Origin of the sequence: Nonomuraea glycinis, assembly GCF_035920485.1 — a bacterium.
GTDB classification, from domain to species: domain Bacteria; phylum Actinomycetota; class Actinomycetes; order Streptosporangiales; family Streptosporangiaceae; genus Nonomuraea; species Nonomuraea glycinis.
In genome coordinates this window covers 6,144,794-6,162,770 of sequence record NZ_CP109166.1, presented here as the reverse complement: position 1 = coordinate 6,162,770, position 17,977 = coordinate 6,144,794, and the positions used below count along the sequence as shown (strand labels likewise).

Below are 17,977 nucleotides of genomic sequence, written 5' to 3'. Positions count from 1 at the left end.
CATTTTTCAGGATCCGTCCACGTCCCCTGGGAAACACCCGCGAATGTGATCGCCACGGACTCCATTTACCGTGTCCGGCATGGCAGGATGTGCGAGGCAGCCACGAACCGGCGGCCGTGGCCCACCAGCCCGGACCCACGACCGACCCTCATGCTCTAGCCTTGACCCTGCGCGGGGCATAGCATGATCCATTCGTGCACACCCGCACGCCGTACAACTGAATCCAGGGGCGGTAGCTCAGCCGGTCAGAGCATCGGACTCATAATCCGTGGGTCGTGGGTTCAAGTCCCACCCGCCCTACTCTCCACTACCGCGTTCTACCTGGGGCTTCTCGGTTCTCGCCGGCCTCGGATCGACCTTGATGTCGAGCGCGGCCAGCTCGCCGTGGATGCGCCGATAGCCCCAGGTGGAGTTCTCCCGTGCCAGTCGCAACACCAGGACGCGGATGGACCGGACGGTCGGTGCGTGAGCGACCACGCCGCCGGAGTACGCAGGCCGCCGCGTGACGGCGCCGTAGCAGATCGCGGTGCCAGCGCAGGATGGTGTCCGGCTGAACCAGCAACGTCAAGTGGAACAGCCTGGCGACCGGCAGACGGTGAAGCAGCCCAGCGAGAAGGAACCGGTCATCCGGCGTGAACGCGGGCTTGACCAACTGCCGCTGCAACACCCCCAGCTGATACCGCGGCACCAATATCTCGATGTCTTTGCCATGATCACTCCTCGGCAGGAGCCGCAGGAACGAGAAGGTGGCGTCACCGTAAGGTAAGCCAAGCGCAGCAACACGACCGACCATCATGCCGCCATCTGCCGCAGCGCTCGCGCCGCCCACCAGAGACCGAGCCCGTCCATCATGTCTTTGACCTGCACGGATGAATATTCGGCACCCGCAGGGCGGAGTAACGACGTCGCAGGCTTCGCTTCATGCTGCGGACCGCACCGTCGCTAGCGTCGGCGGCGGGCACCTCGCCGAGGGCGGCGGATGCCGTCCGGCGACGCGCGGTCCCAGTCATCGGTTGGCGACGGGCCAGCTGCGGAGATGAACACGATGAGCTACCCTATCCCGAATGAGACATATTTCTCATATGAGAGACCTATAATCCAATGGGCTAAGGACTCGACGCGCGGCTGACCCGCTCGGCGTGCCCACCCCCGATCCGATGGAGTCCTCGATGTCTCATTCCGACCCGACGAGGGCCCCGCGGACACTTCCCGACCAAGAGGAGACCTCATGCTGTCCGACACCCATCCGAACGCCTTGTGGCTGGCCGAGCTCTATCGAGGCGGCGCGGCGATCACGACCGATCCGAGCCTCACTGAGGACGAGCGGCTCCAGCGGCAACAAGAGCACACCAGCAAAATGATGGAGCGGATGTCTCCGGACGTGGTGATCCACACCGGCGGCGTGCGCCTGGCGACGACCGGGGGAATGGACTTCCTGCGCCGCTACGCCAAGCGGCGGGCGAGTCTCGCCGACGCCAACGTCGAACCCCTCGAGATCGACCAGATCCTCGCCGACGACCATTACGGCATCATCCACGGGACATTCCGCACGACGCGTGGCGAATGGATCTGGACGCGCGTCGGCATGGGCGCGTGGCGCTTCAGGGACGGTCTGGCCGTTGAGCACTGGGAGCTCTCCGACGGACCGGTGTGGGACGAATTCTTCCTCGCCGGCGACCCGACGTCGTTCACGGGGTCGGCGCAGGAGTTCTGGACCCGCGGCGTCTGACTGCGCCACCGGTTCCGCTACGGGGGCCGGGCCTCGACGACGGTCGAGAGGGCGGCGATGGCCTGCCGGCCGGGCCTGCCTGCTCCCCCGAGCGGGCGCCGGCGTACGCCTGCCAGGCAGCTCGTCCCGCCCGATCTCCGAAACGTGCGCGGCCGTGCCGGCTCCTCGTCCGCGAACGTTGGGGGAGGCTATGGTCATTCTATATGATAGAAGAATCTTATTTAAGAATTGAGATTCATTATGTACATTGCTGCGGCGACGGACAGCGTGTCCATCGCTCCGAGCTGGCCTCGCGCAGCAGCGGCGGAGATTCGCCGTCTGGGCGAGGTGCCGGCCGCCAACGTCGGCGACGCGCTGCAGCGGATGACCGTCATGGACGGCGGCATCCGGCTGTTCACCGGGCACACCGCGCTGCTGGGGAACGCCCTGACGGTGGACGTGCGGTCGGGTGACAACCTGGCCATCCACCGGGCGCTCGACGAAGCCCGGCCGGGCGACGTCCTGGTCGTCAACGGACACGGGGACCTGACCCGGGCGCTGATCGGCGACCTCATCGGCGAGATCATGGTGAATACCGGGGTCACCGGCGCGGTGGTCGACGGCGCCGTCCGCGACGTACAGGCGCTGTCCGAGATGGGCCTCGCCGTCTACGCGCGGGCGATCACCCCCGCCGGGCCCTTCAAGGACGGGCCCGGCGCCATCGGCGTGCCGGTGGCGGTCGGCGGCCTGGTCGTGGCCCCAGGTGACGTGCTCGTCGGCGACGCCGACGGCGTCGTCGTCGTGCCACGGCTGCGCGTGCGGGAGGTCGTGGACGCGGTCGACGGGATCGTCGAGAAGGAGGAGACGCTGCGGCGGCGCATCCTCGCCGCGCGCTCCGGCCATGCGGCGGCGGCCCGATGACCGCCTTCCGGATCGAGGAGCTGCGCCGCCTCTCACGGCGCCCGGCCCTGGCCCCGGCCCCGCCGGGAGCCGTCTCCCTCGCCATGGGCGAGCCGGACTTCCCGACGCCGCCGCCGGTGATCGAGGCCGCCGTGGCCGCCTTGCGCGCGGGCCACACCCACTACGCCGACCAGAAGGGCCTGCGGCAGCTGCGCGCCGCGCTCGCGTCCAGGTTGCCGGCCCATCCCGGCCGTACGTGGACCGCGGACGACATCGTGATCACCCACGGCGCCACCGCCGCGCTGGCGGCCGTCGTGCTCGCGATGGTCGGCCCCGGCGACCGCGTGGTCATCCCGGAGCCCGCCTACTCGCTGTACGCCGACCTGGTCGTCCTGGCCGGAGGCACCGTGGACTTCGTCCCGCTCGCCCCCGACCTGCACTGGGACCTCGACGCGCTGGCCGCCGCCCTTCCCGGCGCCAAGATGATGATCTTCTCGAATCCCTCGAACCCGACCGGCATCGTGCACCGCGAGCAGGAGCTCCAGGCCCTCGGAAAGCTCCTCGACGGCACCGACGTCCTGGTGGTCAGCGACGAGGCGTACCACCGGCTGGTAGCACGAGTGGACCTCGGCGCTGGCAGTCGAGTCGCTGCGGGATCGGGCAGTGTACGTCCAGACGTTTTCCAAGACGTACGCGATGACCGGCTGGCGGGTGGGATACCTGACCGGGCCGCGCGAAGTCGTGGACGCGGCGGCCCAGGTGCACCGGACCCACAACGGCTCGCTGAACACGGCGATCCAGCGCGCCGCCCTCGCCGCCCTCGACCTGCCGGACAGCGTCATGGGCGCCATGGTCGACACGTACCGGCAGCGTCGCGAGCTGGTGATCGCGCACCTGTCGGACATCCCCGGCCTGCACCTGGTTCCGCCGGAGGGCGCGTTCTACGGGTTCCTCCGCTACGACAACGACCGCCCCTCCGAGGCGGTCGCCCGCAAGCTCGCCGAGCGGAAGGTGATGGTTCGAGCCGGAGCAGAGTACGACCCCTCCGGCGAGGGGCACATCAGGATCTCGTTCGCCGCCTCCGAGGACGACCTGCGGACCGGGCTGGCCCGCATCGTCGGTCACCTGGACGTCACGAGATCCTGACGGGCGGAGGCGATAGCCTTTGCCTGCACTTCTACGAGGCGGAGGAGACCGGTGTCCGATCAGCAGGCCACCCCACGTGGAGAGCGCAAGTTGCGCAGTGACACCCGCCGCAACCGCCGGCGCCTCCTCGAGGCCGTCGGCGAGCTCGCCCGGGAGGCGCCCGACGAGCTCACCATGCAGGCGGTCGCGTCCCGCGCGGAGATCGGTCCGGCCACCGCCTACCGCTACTTCTCCTCGATGGAGGAGGTGCTCGCGGCCTATGTGCTCAGCGTCGTCGAGGAGCTCAGCGATTTCACCGCGACGTCGACCGCGCAGGGGCGGCCGCTCTTCGATGCCGTCGTGGACAAGTGGGTGGACCTTCTCGCCGAGCACGGCCCGGCGCTGGTTCAGCTTCGGTCCCGACGGGGCTACCTGGAGCGGCTCCATGACGGGAACGAGATCATCGCCACCATGCGGGACGCCTGGGACGGGCCCGTGCGGGGACTGCTCGACGACATCGGGCTCCCGGAAGAGATGCTCGAGTACGCCCTGTTCCTCAACAACATGATCTTCGATCCGCGCGAGGTCCAGGACCTGCTGCGGGAGACGCACCTGTCCCGCCGGGAGGTCATCACCCGGCTGATCGAGGCGTACTGTGGCGCGCTGCGCGGGTGGGCGCGGGTGGGCTGATCGCTCCGCCCAGGTGCCGGTGGGGCACCATCCTGGAGCCGGGAACCCGGTACTCGGTTCCCCGGCACAAGCCTGACCGCCCCTGAAAGGCGCCGATCTGGTGCCGGTGGACCGGGGGCGGCGCTCGCGTGGCGACGTTTGCCGACGCCGTATCTGCACCCGCACCCCACTCGGATCCGGTCACGCGTCAGACGTGAGCTCCTTAACCTCCTGCCGCAGTGGTACTTGTCGGCAGGAGAAGTTCGCAAAACGTCTGTCCGTTTATAAATCGGGACAACTTAAGATACCTCGGGTATCAGACGATTCGCCGCTATGTGATTGACTCATCTCAATTCATACGACAGTTGCGCATCGCGTTAGCGATGGGAGCGGCGTTGGCATTGCACCGAGAGAGGCACGACCCGCCGAAACGGCCAGTTCGACCGTACGAGCGGGTGATCTCGAAGTCGGGTTCGTCGATGGTTGACGCCGACCGTGCGGTCGCGAACCGGATGGTGGAGGCGGCCGGGGTGTGGCTGGACTCCTTGGACGCGGACCAGCGCAAGGTGGCGGTCGGGCCGCCGCCGGGCGTCGGCGGCGAAGCCGAGGCCGAACGCTGCGCCTGCCGATGATTACATCCGCCCAGGTCATGGCCCTGCGACGGATTCACGTGGCGGCGCGAGCTCCGGCCACTCAGGAAACGGTTCCATGTGCGGCAGGATGATCGGCTGTGCTTCTCCGCCTGGCCTACCTCAGCATCACCAACGCTCAAGCCTCATCACGGAGTTCTGCCCCGGCGCAGCCTGCAAAGAAACGGACAAATAACGCACATTGCCCGATGGTCAAGAACGCGCGGTTGCTCGGTGATTGCTCGCGCGTACGCGATACAGCGCGATATCAACCGCCACTTCCTGGCACGATGATGGGGATGATCGCGGACAGAGCGATCGGAAACGTCACCTCGCGACACTCAGCGGCAGCAATCGAACCGACTCATAATCCGTGGGTCGTGGGTTCAAGTCCCACCCGCCCTACTCACCAATACCGCGTTCGACCTGGGGTTTCTCGGTTCTTGTGGGCCTTCGATCTCGTTGTTGATCATGGCTGGTTGCTCGGTGGTCGCTCTTGTGTGCGGACCGTGTACAGCGGTAGATCGTTTAGGCGCCCACCGTCAACTCAGACCTCAAAGACGACCATCAGAAGATCAAACCAGAACGCCCGCACGGCCTCGCCCGTAAGCGGTGACTCCAGGTGTGGTCAAGCCTCGCCCAAACCGGCTCGTCTTGCCAGCCAGGTCACTCATCTTGCTAACCAGGCCGTTGGTGACCAGCAGATAAAAGATCCGCTGCTTCTCGTAGCGATCCTCGCGGCCCGATTCCAGTGCATGTTAGAGATCGATCGGCTGCGCCACCTGTGCGACAGCCCCTGAGGACAAAGAGGCAGGCCCGCCGGAGGATCGGCGGGCCTACCTGGGTTCGGTGGTTCAGGTAGTGGTCTCTCAGGTTTGGTTCGGCAGAGTGATCAGCCGAGCCGTCTGAGCGCTGGTCGCTGCGGTGTTGACGAGGGCGGCGGTGGATTCCGCGGCGGCGCGGGCCACCTCCGGGTAGACGCTGGTGTAGGTGTCGCGGGTGAAGGTGGAGGAGACGTGGCCGAGGGTTTCCTGCACCACCTTCAGATCGACCCCGGCGGCCAGCATCAGCGAGGCGGCTCCGTGGCGCAGGTCGTGAAGCCGCACCGGCGGCAGCCCCACCTGGAAGGCCAGCTGGTAGAACTGGTCGCTGACCTGCTGCGGATGTAGCGGCCGGCCGATCTCGTCGGTGAAGGCGAACCCACTGTTCGTCCAGGCCTCGCCCGCGGCCAGCCGTTCGGCGGCTTGGTGCCTGCGGTGCGCACGTAGCGCGGTGACAGTGTCGGCATCCAGCGCGATGGTGCGGTCGCTGGCCTCGGTCTTCGGTCTGCCCTGCACCGGCTCCCAGCCCAACTGGGTGATCTGCCAGTGCACCCCGGCCGTCCCGGCGGTCAAGTCGACGTCCTTCCAGCGCAGCCCGACCGCCTCGCCTCGGCGCAGCCCGCGCAGGGCGATCAGCCGATAGAGCGCGAACAGCCGATGGGTCGCCGCCTGGGCGAGGCCGAGAGAGAGGATCGTCAGTGCGTCGCTTCCTGGTTGTCGTGCAGGCCCCCGTTGTCCTAGCCGTCGCCCTTGCCTTGCCCGCATCCGCCCACAGCCGGCAACACGAGCTTCCCGCGGCAGCGACCTGTGACATATCAATCGAGGTCACCGCCAAAAGAGCAGCCGTCCGTGACGAAGCCAGAGCCGATGCTCCCATCGTCACCGGCGTCAAGAAAGGTGACATCCTGCAGAGTTGCACCATCGCCATCGGACGCGGAGAGCCTTACTTCAAGTGCGGCGCAGAGCATTACGACTGGTACCTCGTCAGCACCGGAACCCCGAAAAGCGGCTACCTACCGGTCACCAGCGCCCGCCCGCAAGCTGTGACCCCCGCGCGCCGATCCCCGCCCGACATGCGGAGACTCTGGCCCCTGGCCTCACCAGTCGGTCGCCCTGGATGGCGCTCATGCGCCGCTCGTGGAAGACCTCAGGCGTCATGGCGCCGCCCCGGTAATGATGCGACCGTCGCGGAGGAGCGAGGGCGGAGCCGGGCGCGGGATGTGCAGTCCGTCGTGGACGGTGATCCAGGCGACGTGCAATTTCGTGCCTGGATCCGCTGGTGTCATCGTTTTTGTCAGGGGTACGGGACGGAGGACGCGGGGGGCGTCAGCAGACCGGGGGCCGCCCGCAGCGTACGCACGTACCATCGGGACCTGCGTTAGGACGCATGATGACCGACAGATTCGCCCGTGCGCTCGGGTGGACCAGCCTCGCGCTGGGCACGGCGCAACTGGCCGCGCCCAGGGCCGTGACCCGCCTGTGCGGCGTCGACGACGCGCCCGGCGCCACGACCGTCGCCAGGCTCGTCGGCGGGCGCGAGCTCCTGCACGCCGCGCTGCTGCTCGGCGCCAAGAACCCTGCCCAGTGGGCGTGGACCAGGGTCGCCGGCGACACGATGGACCTCGGCGTCCTCGGCAGGGCCGCCGCCAACCGCACGGGCACGCGCCGCACCCGTGCGCTGTGCGCGCTCGGCGCGGTCGCCGGGATCGCCGTCCTCGACGCCGTCTGCGCCCGGCGCGGCACCGCCAAGGCCAAGGGCCCGCTGCTGGTGCGCGCCTCCATCACCATCAACAAGCCGCGCGAGGAGGTCTACCGCTTCTGGCGGGAGCTGGAGAACCTGCCCTCCTTCATGGTCAACCTGGACTCGGTGCGCTCCCTCGACCAGCGCCGCTCCCGCTGGAAGGCCAAGGGCCCGGTGGTCGACCTGGAGTGGGAGGCCGAGATCATCGACGAGCGGGCCGGCGACCTCATCGCCTGGCGTTCCGTGCCCGGCACCGGCGTCTCCACCGCCGGCCTGGTCAGCTTCACCGACGGGCCCGGCGGGCGCGGCACCGTCGTGGACGTCTCACTGGAGTACGGCATGCACGGGCGCAAGCTCGCCGCCGCCGTCACCCGGATGTTCGGCGAGCACCCCGAGCAGCAGGTCCGCGACGACCTGCGCCGCTTCAAGCAGGTCATGGAGACCGGCGAGGTGGTCCGCTCCGAGGGCAGCCCCGAGGGCCACCGCGCCCTGCGTCAGCTCCGCCAGCACCCCGCACAGCCGATCGGAGGACGGGCATGAAGGCCAACGTGTGGACGGGCCGTAACCACGTGGAGGTCCGCGACGTCCCCGACCCGCAGATCCTCAACGCGCGCGACGCGATCGTCCGCGTCACCTCCACCGCGATCTGCGGCTCCGACCTGCACCTCGTGGACGGCTACATCCCGACCGTCAAGAAGGGCGACGTGCTCGGCCACGAGTTCATGGGCGAGGTCGTCGAGGTCGGCCCCGGCGTGCGCGACCTGCGCCCCGGCGACCGTGTCGTGGTGCCGTTCCCGATCGCCTGCGGCGCCTGCTTCGCCTGCGAGGATGGCCTCTACTCTCTGTGCGAGAACTCCAACCCCAACGCCGGGATGGCCGAGAAGCTGATGGGCCACGCGCCCGCCGGCATCTTCGGCTACTCCCATATGCTGGGCGGCTTCCCCGGCGGGCAGGCCGAGTACGCCCGCGTCCCGTTCGCCGACGTCGGTCCCGTCAAGATCGAGGACGGCCTGCCGGACGAGAAGGTGCTGTTCCTGTCGGACATCTTCCCGACGGGCTTCATGGGCGCGGAGATGTGCGACATCAAGCCGGGCCAGACGATCGCGATCTGGGGCGCGGGGCCGGTCGGGCAGTTCGCCGCGGCCAGCGCATTCCTGCTCGGCGCGGACCGGGTCATCGTCATCGACCGATTCCCGTACCGGCTCAGGCGGGCCCAGCGGACCGGCGCCGAGGTCCTCGACTACGAGAAGGTGAACGTACTGGACGCGCTGCGCGACATGACGGGCGGGCGCGGCCCGGACGCCTGCATCGACGCCGTCGGCATGGAGGCCCACCATCCGACCCCGGCCATGTACGCCTATGACCGCGGCAAGCAGGCCGCCCGGATGGAGACCGAGCGTCCCTACGCGCTGCGCGAGGCCATCATGGCCTGCCGCAACGGCGGCGTGGTGTCCGTCATCGGCGTCTACGGCGGGTTCGTGGACAAGTTCCCGATGGGCGCCGTCATGAACCGGTCCCTGACCATCCGCACCGGCCAGTGCCACGTGCAGCGCTATACGGGGCCACTGCTGGATCGGATCCGCGCGGGCGAGATCGACCCGAGCTTCGTCATCTCGCACCGGATGCCGCTCAGCGAGGCGCCGCGCGCGTTCGAGCTGTTCAAGAACAAGCAGGACGAGTGCAACAAGGTGGTCCTCACCCCATAGCGCCTGCCTTCGCGGCTCAGAGCCAGTTCCACTCGATCTCCGCGGTGGCCCGCCCCTTCCTGTCGTGCTGGATCAGGCTGTACGGCCTGCTGTGCATGGAAGTCCTGCACCAACTGGACTTCGCCTACACCGACCTGGAGCCCGTCTTCGAAGAGTGCCTCGGGGGGGCTTCGCCGGCTCGGGTCAGTGCCTCTGGCAGGCTCCGAACGTGGGTCGGGTGGACTCGCAGCCTCGCGATGAAGCCGGTCGGCCATCCACCACGTCGCGAGCGGGCTGTCTGAGCTGGGCAGATGATGGCCGGCACCGCCCCGGACCGGGGGATTCGCACGCGTCGGACCGGGGGTATGGGCTCTGTGAGTTACAACGGTCGCAGGCACACGGCACGATCGCAGGTGCAGCCAATGAATAACCCACCGGACACACCAGGCACGCCCGGGCCTTCGTCCCTGGCCGACACCGCAGCCCATGGGGTTGCCCAGAGGCCGGAGAACAGGCGGCTGCTGGGCATGCTGGCCGCGGCCGAGCACGCGATCCTCTACCTGGTGTCGTTCGCGCTGTTGGCCCTGGGCGTCGGCATTCTGGCCCTGATGATCCTCACCATCTTCCAGGGAGGGACGTCCGGCGCGGAGATGATCATCATCATCATCGAGGAGTTGCTCCTCGTGCTGATCGTGCTGGAGATCTTCGTGATGGTGCAGACGCACCTCGGAGGCGGTCGCCTGCAACTCGAACCGTTCATCATTGTCGGCATCATCGGCGTCATCCGGCACATCCTGTCGGTGGTGGTCCGGCTGACGATCCCGGGGTACCCGGCGGAGAGCCGCCAGCAGCTCATGGAGCTGGTCGTCTACGCGGGGAGCGTCTTCCTGCTGATCGCGGCGCTGGCGCTGGCGCGATGGTCGCAGCGAGAGCCCGTCCCGTCCGCTGGCGGGCGCGGCGATCCCGGCTCTTCCGGATGAGGGCCGGCTGATCCCGTGGTCAGCCCTCCTCCCTCCGCACCTGGTCCAGCTGCTTGTCCGCGCGCAGACCGCGCTAGTGAGCTGGTCTTGAGATTCTGTCGCAGTAACGGCAGATATGGTCGAGGACCTGGTCGGCGGTCTTGGTCCACCGGAACGGCTTGGCGTTGTCGTTCCAGGCCGCGATCCATTCCTCCAGCGCGGTCTTCAGCGCGTCCAGAGAGCAGAAGTCGCCGCGCTCCAGGTAGCGGCGTTCCAGTTCGGCGAACCAGCGTTCGACCTGGTTGATCCAGGAGGAATAGGTCGGGGTGAAGTGCAGTACGAAGCGTGGGTGGGCCAGAAGCCGGGCGTGCATCACCGGCGCCTTGTGCGTGGACAGGTTGTCGCAGGCGAGCTCACGCCTGCTCACGGTTTTCGTGGTGGCCAGCCTCGGTCGGCTTGTCAGGGTGGTAGCCGTAGGCGGCCGCACGTACGACGTCCTCGTTCTCGAGGGCCGCGCCGAGCGCGCCACCAACGACCGCCATGGAGGCGGCGAGCCACGACAGCAGTATGTAGTCGACCGGGCCGACCGGATGCTTGAGCTCGTTCTCCAGGACACCGGGTGTGATCAGTGCCAGCCCCACGAGCAAGACGATCAGGAACTGCGCCAGATACAGCGTGAGGATCCCGATCGTGACCGTGATCATGGTGGCCAGATTGAACAGCATCACCTGCTCGCGGACCTCCCTTCTTCGGCTGCCGTCGGGAGTGTTCTCCCACAGCCCGTGAACCAGGATGAGGGTGAGGCCGATGGCCAGCAGCGAGCCCACCGTCAGAAGCGTGAGCCTGCCTGCTCCCATCCCGTCGGCGATCCGCCAGATGCCGGAGGAGGTGAGCGCGGCGGCGGCGGTCCCCAGTGCGGCCACCAGAGCCCGCGACAGCCCGCTCACCAGCTTCCAGGGTTGGTTGGCCCGGACCATGCCGGCGAGCAGCCGTATGTTGCCCCGTGTCGCCGCGGTGACGAGCCGGAAGGTGCCCTGCTCCGGCTCGTCCGGCCACCCGACGGGTGAGGTGAGCTTCTCCAGCCACTGGCGCATCCGCAGGTGCCCGTCGGTGTCGGCGGAGTGCGCACCGTGGCGGGGCACCTGCTCGTAGAGCACTCCTTCGACGATGCGCAGCACCGTCTCCTCCAAACGCTCCTCGACCTCCACCGGCCCGAGGGCAGGCACCGATACCACGCCGACTCTGAGCGAGACGCTGATATGCGCGGTGACCGGTCTCCGCCCCACGTGTACGGGCAGATCGGTCAGGCAGATCGCCAGCTGCCATGCCTTGTGAAGCAGCCGTTTCCGGGTCATCCGAACCACATCCTCACCGCTTCCCACCGGGCCGGCCTGCATCTCCGTTTCCAGCTCGACCCGCCAGCAGTGACCGGGGAATCGTTCATCCAGCCGTGGCGTCAGATTGCGGGTCAGCTTGCGTGCGAGCTCGGTCGTGGGACCGGGAGCGGCCAGTATCCCCACGAGCATCTCGGTTCGGATCCGTGGCTGCGATCGGGACATGACACGCATCTATCCCGCATCGCTTCGCATCAACCGATTCCGCAGGTCATGGGACCGTCACAACGCTCCCGGCAGTCCACGCCTGGCTCGAACGGATCGCCACCAAGCGAATCACCCAGGCCAGAGCGCTCACCACGCCCTGACCTCGCCCACAGGCACATGCCGAGCGTCCGTGCGAGAGTAGGCCCACGCCTACCGTTCGGACGAGCACACCGAGGTCGGATAAGACACGCGGACTGAGTCGGGCTCACTTTTCCGTCTGGTCGTACCTGCCAGGGGAAGTCTCCTGGGCCCGTCCCTCGCGGACCGTCTGGCGCAGGGCGGCGCGGAAGCGGCCCGGCCCCCACGCGCGGCCGTGGACGCGCTCGGCGAGCGTGTCGCGATCTGCGGGGCCGTAGTGCTCCAGCGCGTGAGCCACCTTGTCGATCTCCCGATCGAGGGCTTCCTCGGCGATGGCGGCGTGCCGACTGGCCGTCCCACTGGTGCCGATCGCGCCTGGCGAGTACAGCCTGGTCCCGGGACCTGGGCGGAAGCGTCGGGCTCCTGCGCTCTCCAGCGTCCTCCGGCGCTCGCTGCGCAGGCGGGCCCGCTCCCTCCGTTCCGCCGCCTCGCGCCTGCCCTCCATGCTCAGGCCATACTCGTGCTCGGCCCGGAGCAGGGACTCGCGCTCGGCGGGCTCCATCTCTTCTTCCTCCGCCGTCAGCGGGCGGGCGATGTTCTCCAGCGACTGCTGCTCGGCCCGGACGCCGAACAGCAACTCGGCGATGCCGCCGGTGGCCATGGCCGCCGCTCCGATGAAGAACCCGATCGCCACCAGCTCCACGTTGCCGCTGTGGATGAACTGGCCGAACAGGGCCGGCCCGGTGACGCCGCCGATGGCGGTGCCGATCGCGAAGAACAGGGCGATGGCCAGGGCCCGGGTCTCCATCGGGAAGACCTCGCTGACTGTGAGATAGGCGGAGCTCGCGCCCGCAGAGGCCACGAAGAAGGTCAGCGCGATCAGGGTCATGAACGAGCCTGTGGTCAGCGCCTTGTTCATGAGCAGCACGGCGATCAGGGCGGTCAGTCCGGCGGAGACCAGATAGGTGCCGGCGATCATCGGAATGCGACCGACGGTGTCGAACCAGCGCCCCATGACAAGGGGGCCGAGGAAGTTCCCGAGCGCGAAAATAGCCATGAAGTACGGGACGTTGCCGGACGTCACGCCGAAGAAGCCATTCAGCAACGTCCCGAGATCGAACGTGACGGCGTTGTACAGGAACGCCTGGCCGACGAAGAGAGCCAGGCCCAGGAGCATCCGACGCGGATAGCGCTCCATGGCCACCCGGGTGATCTCGCGGAAGGGGATTGCCTCACGCTGCCGGACGGTGATCGCAGAGCCGGGAGGTGGGAGCTCCTGACCGGTCTCCGCGCGGACCTCCGCCTCGATCCGGTTCACGATCCGTTCGGCCTCCTCGGTGTGCCCGTGGATGAACAGCCAACGCGGACTCTCCGGAAGATGTCGGCGGGTAACCATGATCGCGAACCCGATGACGCCACCGATGGCGAAGGCCAGCCGCCAGCCGAGGCTCGGCGAGAACAGCGGGCTGAGGAAGGCGAGCGCGGCGACGCTGCCGATGGCGGCGCCCACCCAGTAGCTGCCGTTGATGGCGAGGTCCACCCGGCCCCGGTTGCGAGCCGGGATGAGCTCGTCGATGGCCGAGTTGATCGCGGCGTACTCCCCACCGATGCCCATCCCGGTCAGGAAGCGCATGAGGAACAGGTACCAAGGCTGGACGGCGAAGGCAGTGGCCACAGTGGCGGCCATGTAAAGCCCGAGCGTGACCATGAACATCTTCTTGCGGCCGAGACGGTCGGTCAGCTGGCCGAACAGGAGAGCCCCGATGCACGCTCCGGCGACGTAGATGGCCGCCGCGGTGCCGATGTCGGCGGTGTTCACGGCGATGCCGCTGCCACGTTCGGTCATGCGGGAGGCGACCGCGCCGACGATCGTCACCTCCAGTCCGTCAAGGATCCACACGGTCCCGAGCCCGAGGACTACCTTCCAGTGGAATCCGGCCCAGGGCATGCGGTCGAGGCGGGCGGGGATATCGGTTCGAACGGTGCCAGGCCGCGATGTGGTCATGGTCAAGACTCCTTCACGTAACACCGACGGACGGCCAGGGCAGCGCAGCCCTGGCCGTGCTGCGCTGTACGGTGGGCTACATGCTTCGCTGTCGGGTCCTCGGGCATCGGTTCCGGTTCACCAGCGAACGGGAGACGATGAGCTGGCAGTGCCAGCGAGGCTGCGAGGCAGGCGGCGCCAAACGCTACGCCTCCGCCGAGGATGCCCGTCGCTACGCCGAGGCTTTCGACAAAGAGGACCGGGACGATCTCGGCAGGCGAGCCCCCCTGGTGGGACTCCTTCCGCTCCGGCTCATCCGTGCCCTGCGTCAACGGCGAAAGAGTGACCGCTAGGGCAGCGCCGAAGCCAGGTCTCTCGGCATGCTGGATTTCACGTCCTCCCACTCGCCGTCGGTAATGTGCTTCCTGAGCGCCTGCAACACCGTCTTGACGAGATCTTCCGTACTTTCCTGGACTTCGAAGTCCACCCCCCTCGACACACGGTCGAGGAACTCCTCGCGGTCGAGCTTCACCGGAACCGCGCCCGGGCGCCAGCCGTCGTAATAAAGACCACGGATCAGCAGCGGCAACTGTGCGGCGAGGTGCGCGCTCTCCTCGACGGACAGCCGGTCGCGCAGCGCGTGAAGCACCGCCCGGAGGGCGGCGTAGGATCGGTTCCGGTGCTCAGCAGACCAACCGTGCGCCTCTTCGATCTCCCGCAGGACCCGGTTCGTCTTGTCCACCGTCCGGTTGAACGGCGCATAACCGGTCTCCGCCATCTCGCCCACCCCTTCGCGTTCTCTTGCGGCATTACAACCATGGCTCCAGCCGCCCCCGACCACATCCCCAAGACATGTAGTGCACCGAGCACAAAAGATCTCGACAGGCATGGGATTCGACGCTCCGGCGCAGGAAAGAGCTTCGGTCAAGGGGACGAGATGCGGGGACGCGAACGGGAATGGCGCCAGGTCGAGGGGCTGTTTCGCACGCTGCTAGAAGGCGGGACCGGCACGCTACTCGTAGACGGTGAACCCGGGGCGGGCAAGAGCAGGCTGCTGGACGAAGCCGCCGACGCCGCTCCCCACCACGGCATCGGCGTGATCCGCGGCAGCGTGGAGGAACTCGGCGAACTCGTCTCGTGCGGCTTCCTGCTGGAGGCCCTCGACCTTCCGTTCGAGGGAGGGCCCGCCGACTCACCGGCGCACCTGCTGGACCGCCTGACGAAGGGCTTCGAAGAGCGGGCCGGAGCGCCGGTGCTGGCCGTGTTCGATGACCTGCACCGGGCCGAACCGGCGACGCTGAAGACGGTCCGTGTCCTACACGACCGGCTGACGACCTGGCCCGTCGGCTGGTTGCTGAGCGGCTCGACCGCTGAGAACGACGGCCGAGCCGCCTGCCTGTTCGGCCTTCTGAAGCGGAACGGCGCCGCGCGGGTGACGCTCGCGCCGCTCGCGCCGGAAGCCGTCGCGGACCTGGCAGCGGACATGCTCGGGAGACCACCCGATCCGACGACGCGTGCGCTGGTGGCCGATGCCGGGGGCAATCCTCTGCTGATCATCGAATTGCTTGCCGGCCTGCGCAACGAAGGCCGTCTCGACGCGTCCTGTGGTGCCATGTCACGTGCCCATTTGCCCGCCCGGCTGCAAACGGTGGTGCGACGCTGGACCGATGCCCTGGGCGGAGAGGCCAGAAGCCTCGTGGAGACGGTCGCCGTGCTGGGCGGACCGCTGCCGATCGCGCAGGCCGCGTCGTTGCTCGGCACCACACCGGCCGCGTTGCTCTCTGCCATCGAGGAAGCCATGGCGGCGGGCATTCTCGACGTCACCGGGCGTGGGCTCGCCTTCCGCTACGGGCTGGCCGGGACTGTCACCGCCACATGGGTACCTCCGCCAGTACGGGATGCACTGCTGAACCAGGCCGACGCTCTCACCTACCTAGAACCGGCGGACGCCCGTTTCACCGCTTCGGCCGCTGCCGTCCACGCGGCGGTCACCGGTGGGCGGCTGGAGGAGGCCGAGAGCATGGTCCAGGAACGTCTCGCCGACAATTGCTCCGCACAGAACGTGGCGGAACTACGATGCCTGCTGTCGGACATCATGTACCGGACCGGCAGGGACGACGAGGCGATCCACGAGGCCGACAGTGTGCTGGCTCTCCCGGCCCGTTGGCATCACGTGCGTGACCGCGCGGTCGTCGTGAGGCTGTACGCCATGACACGCCTGCATGACGACTACGTACGGGCGTACGCGGATGACATCATCGACGGCGAATCCGGGCACGGTCCGACAGTCACGGTCGCCGCGCTGACCGCCCTCGCCACGATCGAGTGGGACGAGGGCAGGCTCTCGAACGCCGTTGCACTGGCCGGGGACGCCTGGCGACTGGCCAGCGAGGACCGGCCGGACGAACGCCGCTACGAGGCCTGTCTCACCATCGCGGCGATGCTCATCGATGTGCGCCGCCTCGACGAGGCGCGGGCAATGCTCCAGCAGGCACGCACGGACATGCTCGCTCATGACCATCTGGCCTGGGCAGCGGACGTTGCGGCATTGGAGGCTCGCGCCGAGTTCGCCGCAGGCCGGTTCGACGGTGCGATCACCGAAGGGAGGAAAGCCCTGAGCCTCGCCGCCGTTCACAACATGCCGCTGGCCGCCGAGGTGGCCAGCGGCCTGCTCGCCGCCGTCGCTCTCCGGCGGGGCGATCTGCGAGAAGCGACGCGACGTATCGCGGCCCTCCTTGAGGGATCGAGCGAAGCGCATGCGCGGCACGCGCTGCTGGCAGCCCAGGTCACCGAGGCGCGCGACGGCGCCCAGAGCGCGATGACCTTGCTCACGGATCTCTCCGGCCCGCTCCAGCACCCGTCTTCGCTGCTCGCCATGGATCCGACGGTGAGCGCGTGGATGGTCCGGGTCGCCATGGGCGCGGGAGACCGTTCAACGGCCGAGTCCATCGTTACCATGGCGGAGTCCCTCAGCCACGCCAGCTTGGGGCTTCCGATGTTGGCCGCGTCCGCCGCGCACGCCCGGGGCCTGCTCGATGGCGATCGCGAGGCCCTCACCCTCGCTGCCGAGCAGATCGAGGACATATGGGCGCAGGCCTCGGCCGAGGAGGATCTTGGCGTGCTGCTGAAAGCCGTCGGGGAGCAGCAGGAGGCGGTCACCAGATTGGATCGGGCCTTGGCGATCTACCATGGCATCGGATCCACCAGGGATGCGGCACGCATCCGCAGGAGGCTGCGCGGCATGGGAGTGCGCCGCCGCCACTGGCACAGCACTCCGCGGCCCGCCTCCGGCTGGGACAGCCTCACGGAAACCGAGGATGCCGTTGCCCTGCTCGCCGTCGACGGATGGACCAACCGGCAGATCGCCGAGCAGATGTTCCTCAGCGTCCATACGGTCGCGTTCCATTTGCGGCATGTCTACCGCAAGCTGAACCTCGGCTCCCGCGTCGAGCTCACACGCCTCGCGGTGGCCCAGGAACGGGTCGGCCCCGACCGGTCGCATGATGCGAGGGAAAACTGAGCCACCGAAACTACACGAGTTGGGGATGTGACCGCCCAGCGCGCCGACAAGGGTCAGAACTGTAAGTACCGAACCCGAACCTCCATCCCAGGAGGGGGACCGATGGCACTGCTGGCAATGCGCCGCAGAGGCGGCGAGACATACCCGATGCGCGAGTTCGAGGACGTCTACGACCGGCTGGGGCAGCTGATGAATGCAGCCCTGGGAGAGTTCGCCGAAGAGAGGCCCACAGGCGTGTGGACCCCCATGGCCGACATCTCGGAGACCGAGGACTCGTACGTCGTGGAGGTCGACGTCCCCGGCGTGAAGAAGGATGAGATAGACGTTCAGTTCTCCGAGCGCGAACTGATCGTCACCGGGCAGATCGAGGAGCACGAGAGTCAGCGGCGGCACCGCAAGACGCGCAGGACCGGCAGGTTTGAGCTGCGCACGCTGCTCCCGGGGGAGGTCGATGCCGAACGAGTCGAGGCGCGCCTGTCCGACGGCGTGCTCACCATCACCGTTCCGAAGGCTGCGGCTGCCAAGCCCCGGCACATCGAGGTGACCGCCTGAGGCGG

The 17,977-nt window shown here is 68.1% G+C and carries 17 protein-coding genes, 1 tRNA gene and 1 pseudogene; 13 read left to right on the top strand and 6 right to left on the bottom strand.

The window, feature by feature from the left end; genetic code table 11:
* The first annotated feature begins 226 nt into the window (after positions 1 to 226).
* A tRNA-Ile gene (locus OHA68_RS28920) sits at positions 227 to 300 on the top strand.
* Here OHA68_RS28920 and OHA68_RS28915 read toward each other — a convergent pair.
* Positions 298 to 477, bottom strand: coding sequence for a hypothetical protein (locus OHA68_RS28915; protein WP_327103093.1), 180 nt, complete (start codon positions 475 to 477; stop codon positions 298 to 300). The two genes, OHA68_RS28920 and OHA68_RS28915, sit on opposite strands and share 3 nt — an antisense overlap.
* 49 nt (positions 478 to 526) lie before the next feature.
* On the opposite strand from OHA68_RS28915, the gene OHA68_RS28910 reads away from it, so the two are divergent.
* The 7 genes and pseudogenes from OHA68_RS28910 to OHA68_RS28880 all read left to right on the top strand — a co-directional run bounded on the left by OHA68_RS28910 (position 527) and on the right by OHA68_RS28880 (position 5,034).
* Complete coding sequence (locus tag OHA68_RS28910) at positions 527 to 766, top strand: hypothetical protein (protein WP_327103092.1); 240 nt, start codon at positions 527 to 529, stop codon at positions 764 to 766.
* Positions 767 to 1,228: 462 nt separating this feature from the next.
* Entirely contained in the window at positions 1,229 to 1,729 is a 501-nt protein-coding gene (locus tag OHA68_RS28905) for a nuclear transport factor 2 family protein (protein WP_327103091.1), read from the top strand.
* A 240-nt stretch (positions 1,730 to 1,969) separates the two neighbouring features.
* Positions 1,970 to 2,629 carry an RraA family protein gene (locus OHA68_RS28900; protein WP_327103090.1) on the top strand — a complete coding sequence of 220 codons (660 nt, stop codon included), beginning with the start codon at positions 1,970 to 1,972 and terminating at the stop codon, positions 2,627 to 2,629.
* Positions 2,626 to 3,165, top strand: a pseudogene (locus OHA68_RS45400) (aminotransferase class I/II-fold pyridoxal phosphate-dependent enzyme); the annotation flags it as partial. The gene OHA68_RS28900 and the pseudogene OHA68_RS45400, both read left to right, overlap by 4 nt.
* A 106-nt stretch (positions 3,166 to 3,271) precedes the next feature.
* Positions 3,272 to 3,754, top strand: a complete 483-nt coding sequence (locus tag OHA68_RS28890) for an aminotransferase class I/II-fold pyridoxal phosphate-dependent enzyme (protein WP_327103088.1) — start codon at positions 3,272 to 3,274, stop codon at positions 3,752 to 3,754.
* A 51-nt stretch (positions 3,755 to 3,805) separates the two neighbouring features.
* A complete protein-coding gene (locus OHA68_RS28885) occupies positions 3,806 to 4,423 on the top strand; it encodes a TetR/AcrR family transcriptional regulator (protein ID WP_327103087.1) in 618 nt (205 codons plus the stop codon).
* Positions 4,424 to 4,881: 458 nt separating this feature from the next.
* Positions 4,882 to 5,034 carry a hypothetical protein gene (locus OHA68_RS28880; protein WP_327103086.1) on the top strand — a complete coding sequence of 51 codons (153 nt, stop codon included), beginning with the start codon at positions 4,882 to 4,884 and terminating at the stop codon, positions 5,032 to 5,034.
* Between the two features lie 866 nt (positions 5,035 to 5,900).
* Here the strand turns inward: OHA68_RS28880 and OHA68_RS28875 are convergent.
* Positions 5,901 to 6,617, bottom strand: a complete 717-nt coding sequence (locus OHA68_RS28875; RefSeq protein ID WP_327103085.1) for a site-specific integrase — start codon at positions 6,615 to 6,617, stop codon at positions 5,901 to 5,903.
* A 622-nt stretch (positions 6,618 to 7,239) separates the two neighbouring features.
* Here OHA68_RS28875 and OHA68_RS28870 point away from each other — a divergent pair.
* The 3 genes from OHA68_RS28870 to OHA68_RS28860 all read left to right on the top strand — a co-directional run bounded on the left by OHA68_RS28870 (position 7,240) and on the right by OHA68_RS28860 (position 10,258).
* The gene (locus OHA68_RS28870; RefSeq protein ID WP_327103084.1) at positions 7,240 to 8,133 is read left to right on the top strand and encodes an SRPBCC family protein; all 894 of its coding nucleotides are present in this window, start codon (positions 7,240 to 7,242) and stop codon (positions 8,131 to 8,133) included.
* Positions 8,130 to 9,299: a zinc-dependent alcohol dehydrogenase gene (locus OHA68_RS28865; protein ID WP_327103083.1), complete on the top strand. Its 1,170-nt coding sequence runs from the start codon at positions 8,130 to 8,132 to the stop codon at positions 9,297 to 9,299. Before OHA68_RS28870 ends, OHA68_RS28865 begins: the two co-directional genes overlap by 4 nt.
* 401 nt (positions 9,300 to 9,700) lie before the next feature.
* Positions 9,701 to 10,258, top strand: coding sequence for a phosphate-starvation-inducible PsiE family protein (locus OHA68_RS28860; protein ID WP_327103082.1), 558 nt, complete (start codon positions 9,701 to 9,703; stop codon positions 10,256 to 10,258).
* A 73-nt stretch (positions 10,259 to 10,331) separates the two neighbouring features.
* On the opposite strand, the gene OHA68_RS28855 is transcribed toward OHA68_RS28860, so the two are convergent.
* From OHA68_RS28855 to OHA68_RS28840, 4 genes are all read right to left on the bottom strand, one after another.
* Positions 10,332 to 10,664 carry a transposase gene (locus OHA68_RS28855; protein WP_327103081.1) on the bottom strand — a complete coding sequence of 111 codons (333 nt, stop codon included), beginning with the start codon at positions 10,662 to 10,664 and terminating at the stop codon, positions 10,332 to 10,334.
* Entirely contained in the window at positions 10,651 to 11,592 is a 942-nt protein-coding gene (locus OHA68_RS28850) for a hypothetical protein (protein ID WP_327103080.1), read from the bottom strand. Before OHA68_RS28850 ends, OHA68_RS28855 begins: the two co-directional genes overlap by 14 nt.
* Positions 11,593 to 12,043: 451 nt before the next feature.
* Positions 12,044 to 13,921 carry an MFS transporter gene (locus OHA68_RS28845; RefSeq protein WP_327103079.1) on the bottom strand — a complete coding sequence of 626 codons (1,878 nt, stop codon included), beginning with the start codon at positions 13,919 to 13,921 and terminating at the stop codon, positions 12,044 to 12,046.
* A 328-nt stretch (positions 13,922 to 14,249) separates the two neighbouring features.
* The gene (locus OHA68_RS28840; RefSeq protein ID WP_327103078.1) at positions 14,250 to 14,678 is read right to left on the bottom strand and encodes a DUF2267 domain-containing protein; all 429 of its coding nucleotides are present in this window, start codon (positions 14,676 to 14,678) and stop codon (positions 14,250 to 14,252) included.
* Positions 14,679 to 14,837: 159 nt separating this feature from the next.
* Here OHA68_RS28840 and OHA68_RS28835 point away from each other — a divergent pair, with 159 nt between their 5' ends.
* Positions 14,838 to 17,420, top strand: coding sequence for an AAA family ATPase (locus OHA68_RS28835; protein ID WP_327103077.1), 2,583 nt, complete (start codon positions 14,838 to 14,840; stop codon positions 17,418 to 17,420).
* Positions 17,421 to 17,522: 102 nt separating this feature from the next.
* Complete coding sequence (locus tag OHA68_RS28830; protein WP_327103076.1) at positions 17,523 to 17,972, top strand: Hsp20/alpha crystallin family protein; 450 nt, start codon at positions 17,523 to 17,525, stop codon at positions 17,970 to 17,972.
* Positions 17,973 to 17,977: the final 5 nt, after the last annotated feature.

Coding starts and splice junctions, on each gene's coding strand:
- OHA68_RS28905 (WP_327103091.1), top strand. CDS start 1,229: ATGCTGTCCGACACCCATCCGAACGCCTTGTGGCTGGCCGAGCTCTAT.
- OHA68_RS28900 (WP_327103090.1), top strand. CDS start 1,970: ATGTACATTGCTGCGGCGACGGACAGCGTGTCCATCGCTCCGAGCTGG.
- OHA68_RS28880 (WP_327103086.1), top strand. CDS start 4,882: ATGGTTGACGCCGACCGTGCGGTCGCGAACCGGATGGTGGAGGCGGCC.
- OHA68_RS28875 (WP_327103085.1), bottom strand. CDS start 6,617: ATGCGGGCAAGGCAAGGGCGACGGCTAGGACAACGGGGGCCTGCACGA.
- OHA68_RS28870 (WP_327103084.1), top strand. CDS start 7,240: ATGATGACCGACAGATTCGCCCGTGCGCTCGGGTGGACCAGCCTCGCG.
- OHA68_RS28865 (WP_327103083.1), top strand. CDS start 8,130: ATGAAGGCCAACGTGTGGACGGGCCGTAACCACGTGGAGGTCCGCGAC.
- OHA68_RS28860 (WP_327103082.1), top strand. CDS start 9,701: ATGAATAACCCACCGGACACACCAGGCACGCCCGGGCCTTCGTCCCTG.
- OHA68_RS28850 (WP_327103080.1), bottom strand. CDS start 11,592: ATGACCCGGAAACGGCTGCTTCACAAGGCATGGCAGCTGGCGATCTGC.
- OHA68_RS28845 (WP_327103079.1), bottom strand. CDS start 13,921: ATGACCACATCGCGGCCTGGCACCGTTCGAACCGATATCCCCGCCCGC.
- OHA68_RS28840 (WP_327103078.1), bottom strand. CDS start 14,678: ATGGCGGAGACCGGTTATGCGCCGTTCAACCGGACGGTGGACAAGACG.
- OHA68_RS28835 (WP_327103077.1), top strand. CDS start 14,838: ATGCGGGGACGCGAACGGGAATGGCGCCAGGTCGAGGGGCTGTTTCGC.
- OHA68_RS28830 (WP_327103076.1), top strand. CDS start 17,523: ATGGCACTGCTGGCAATGCGCCGCAGAGGCGGCGAGACATACCCGATG.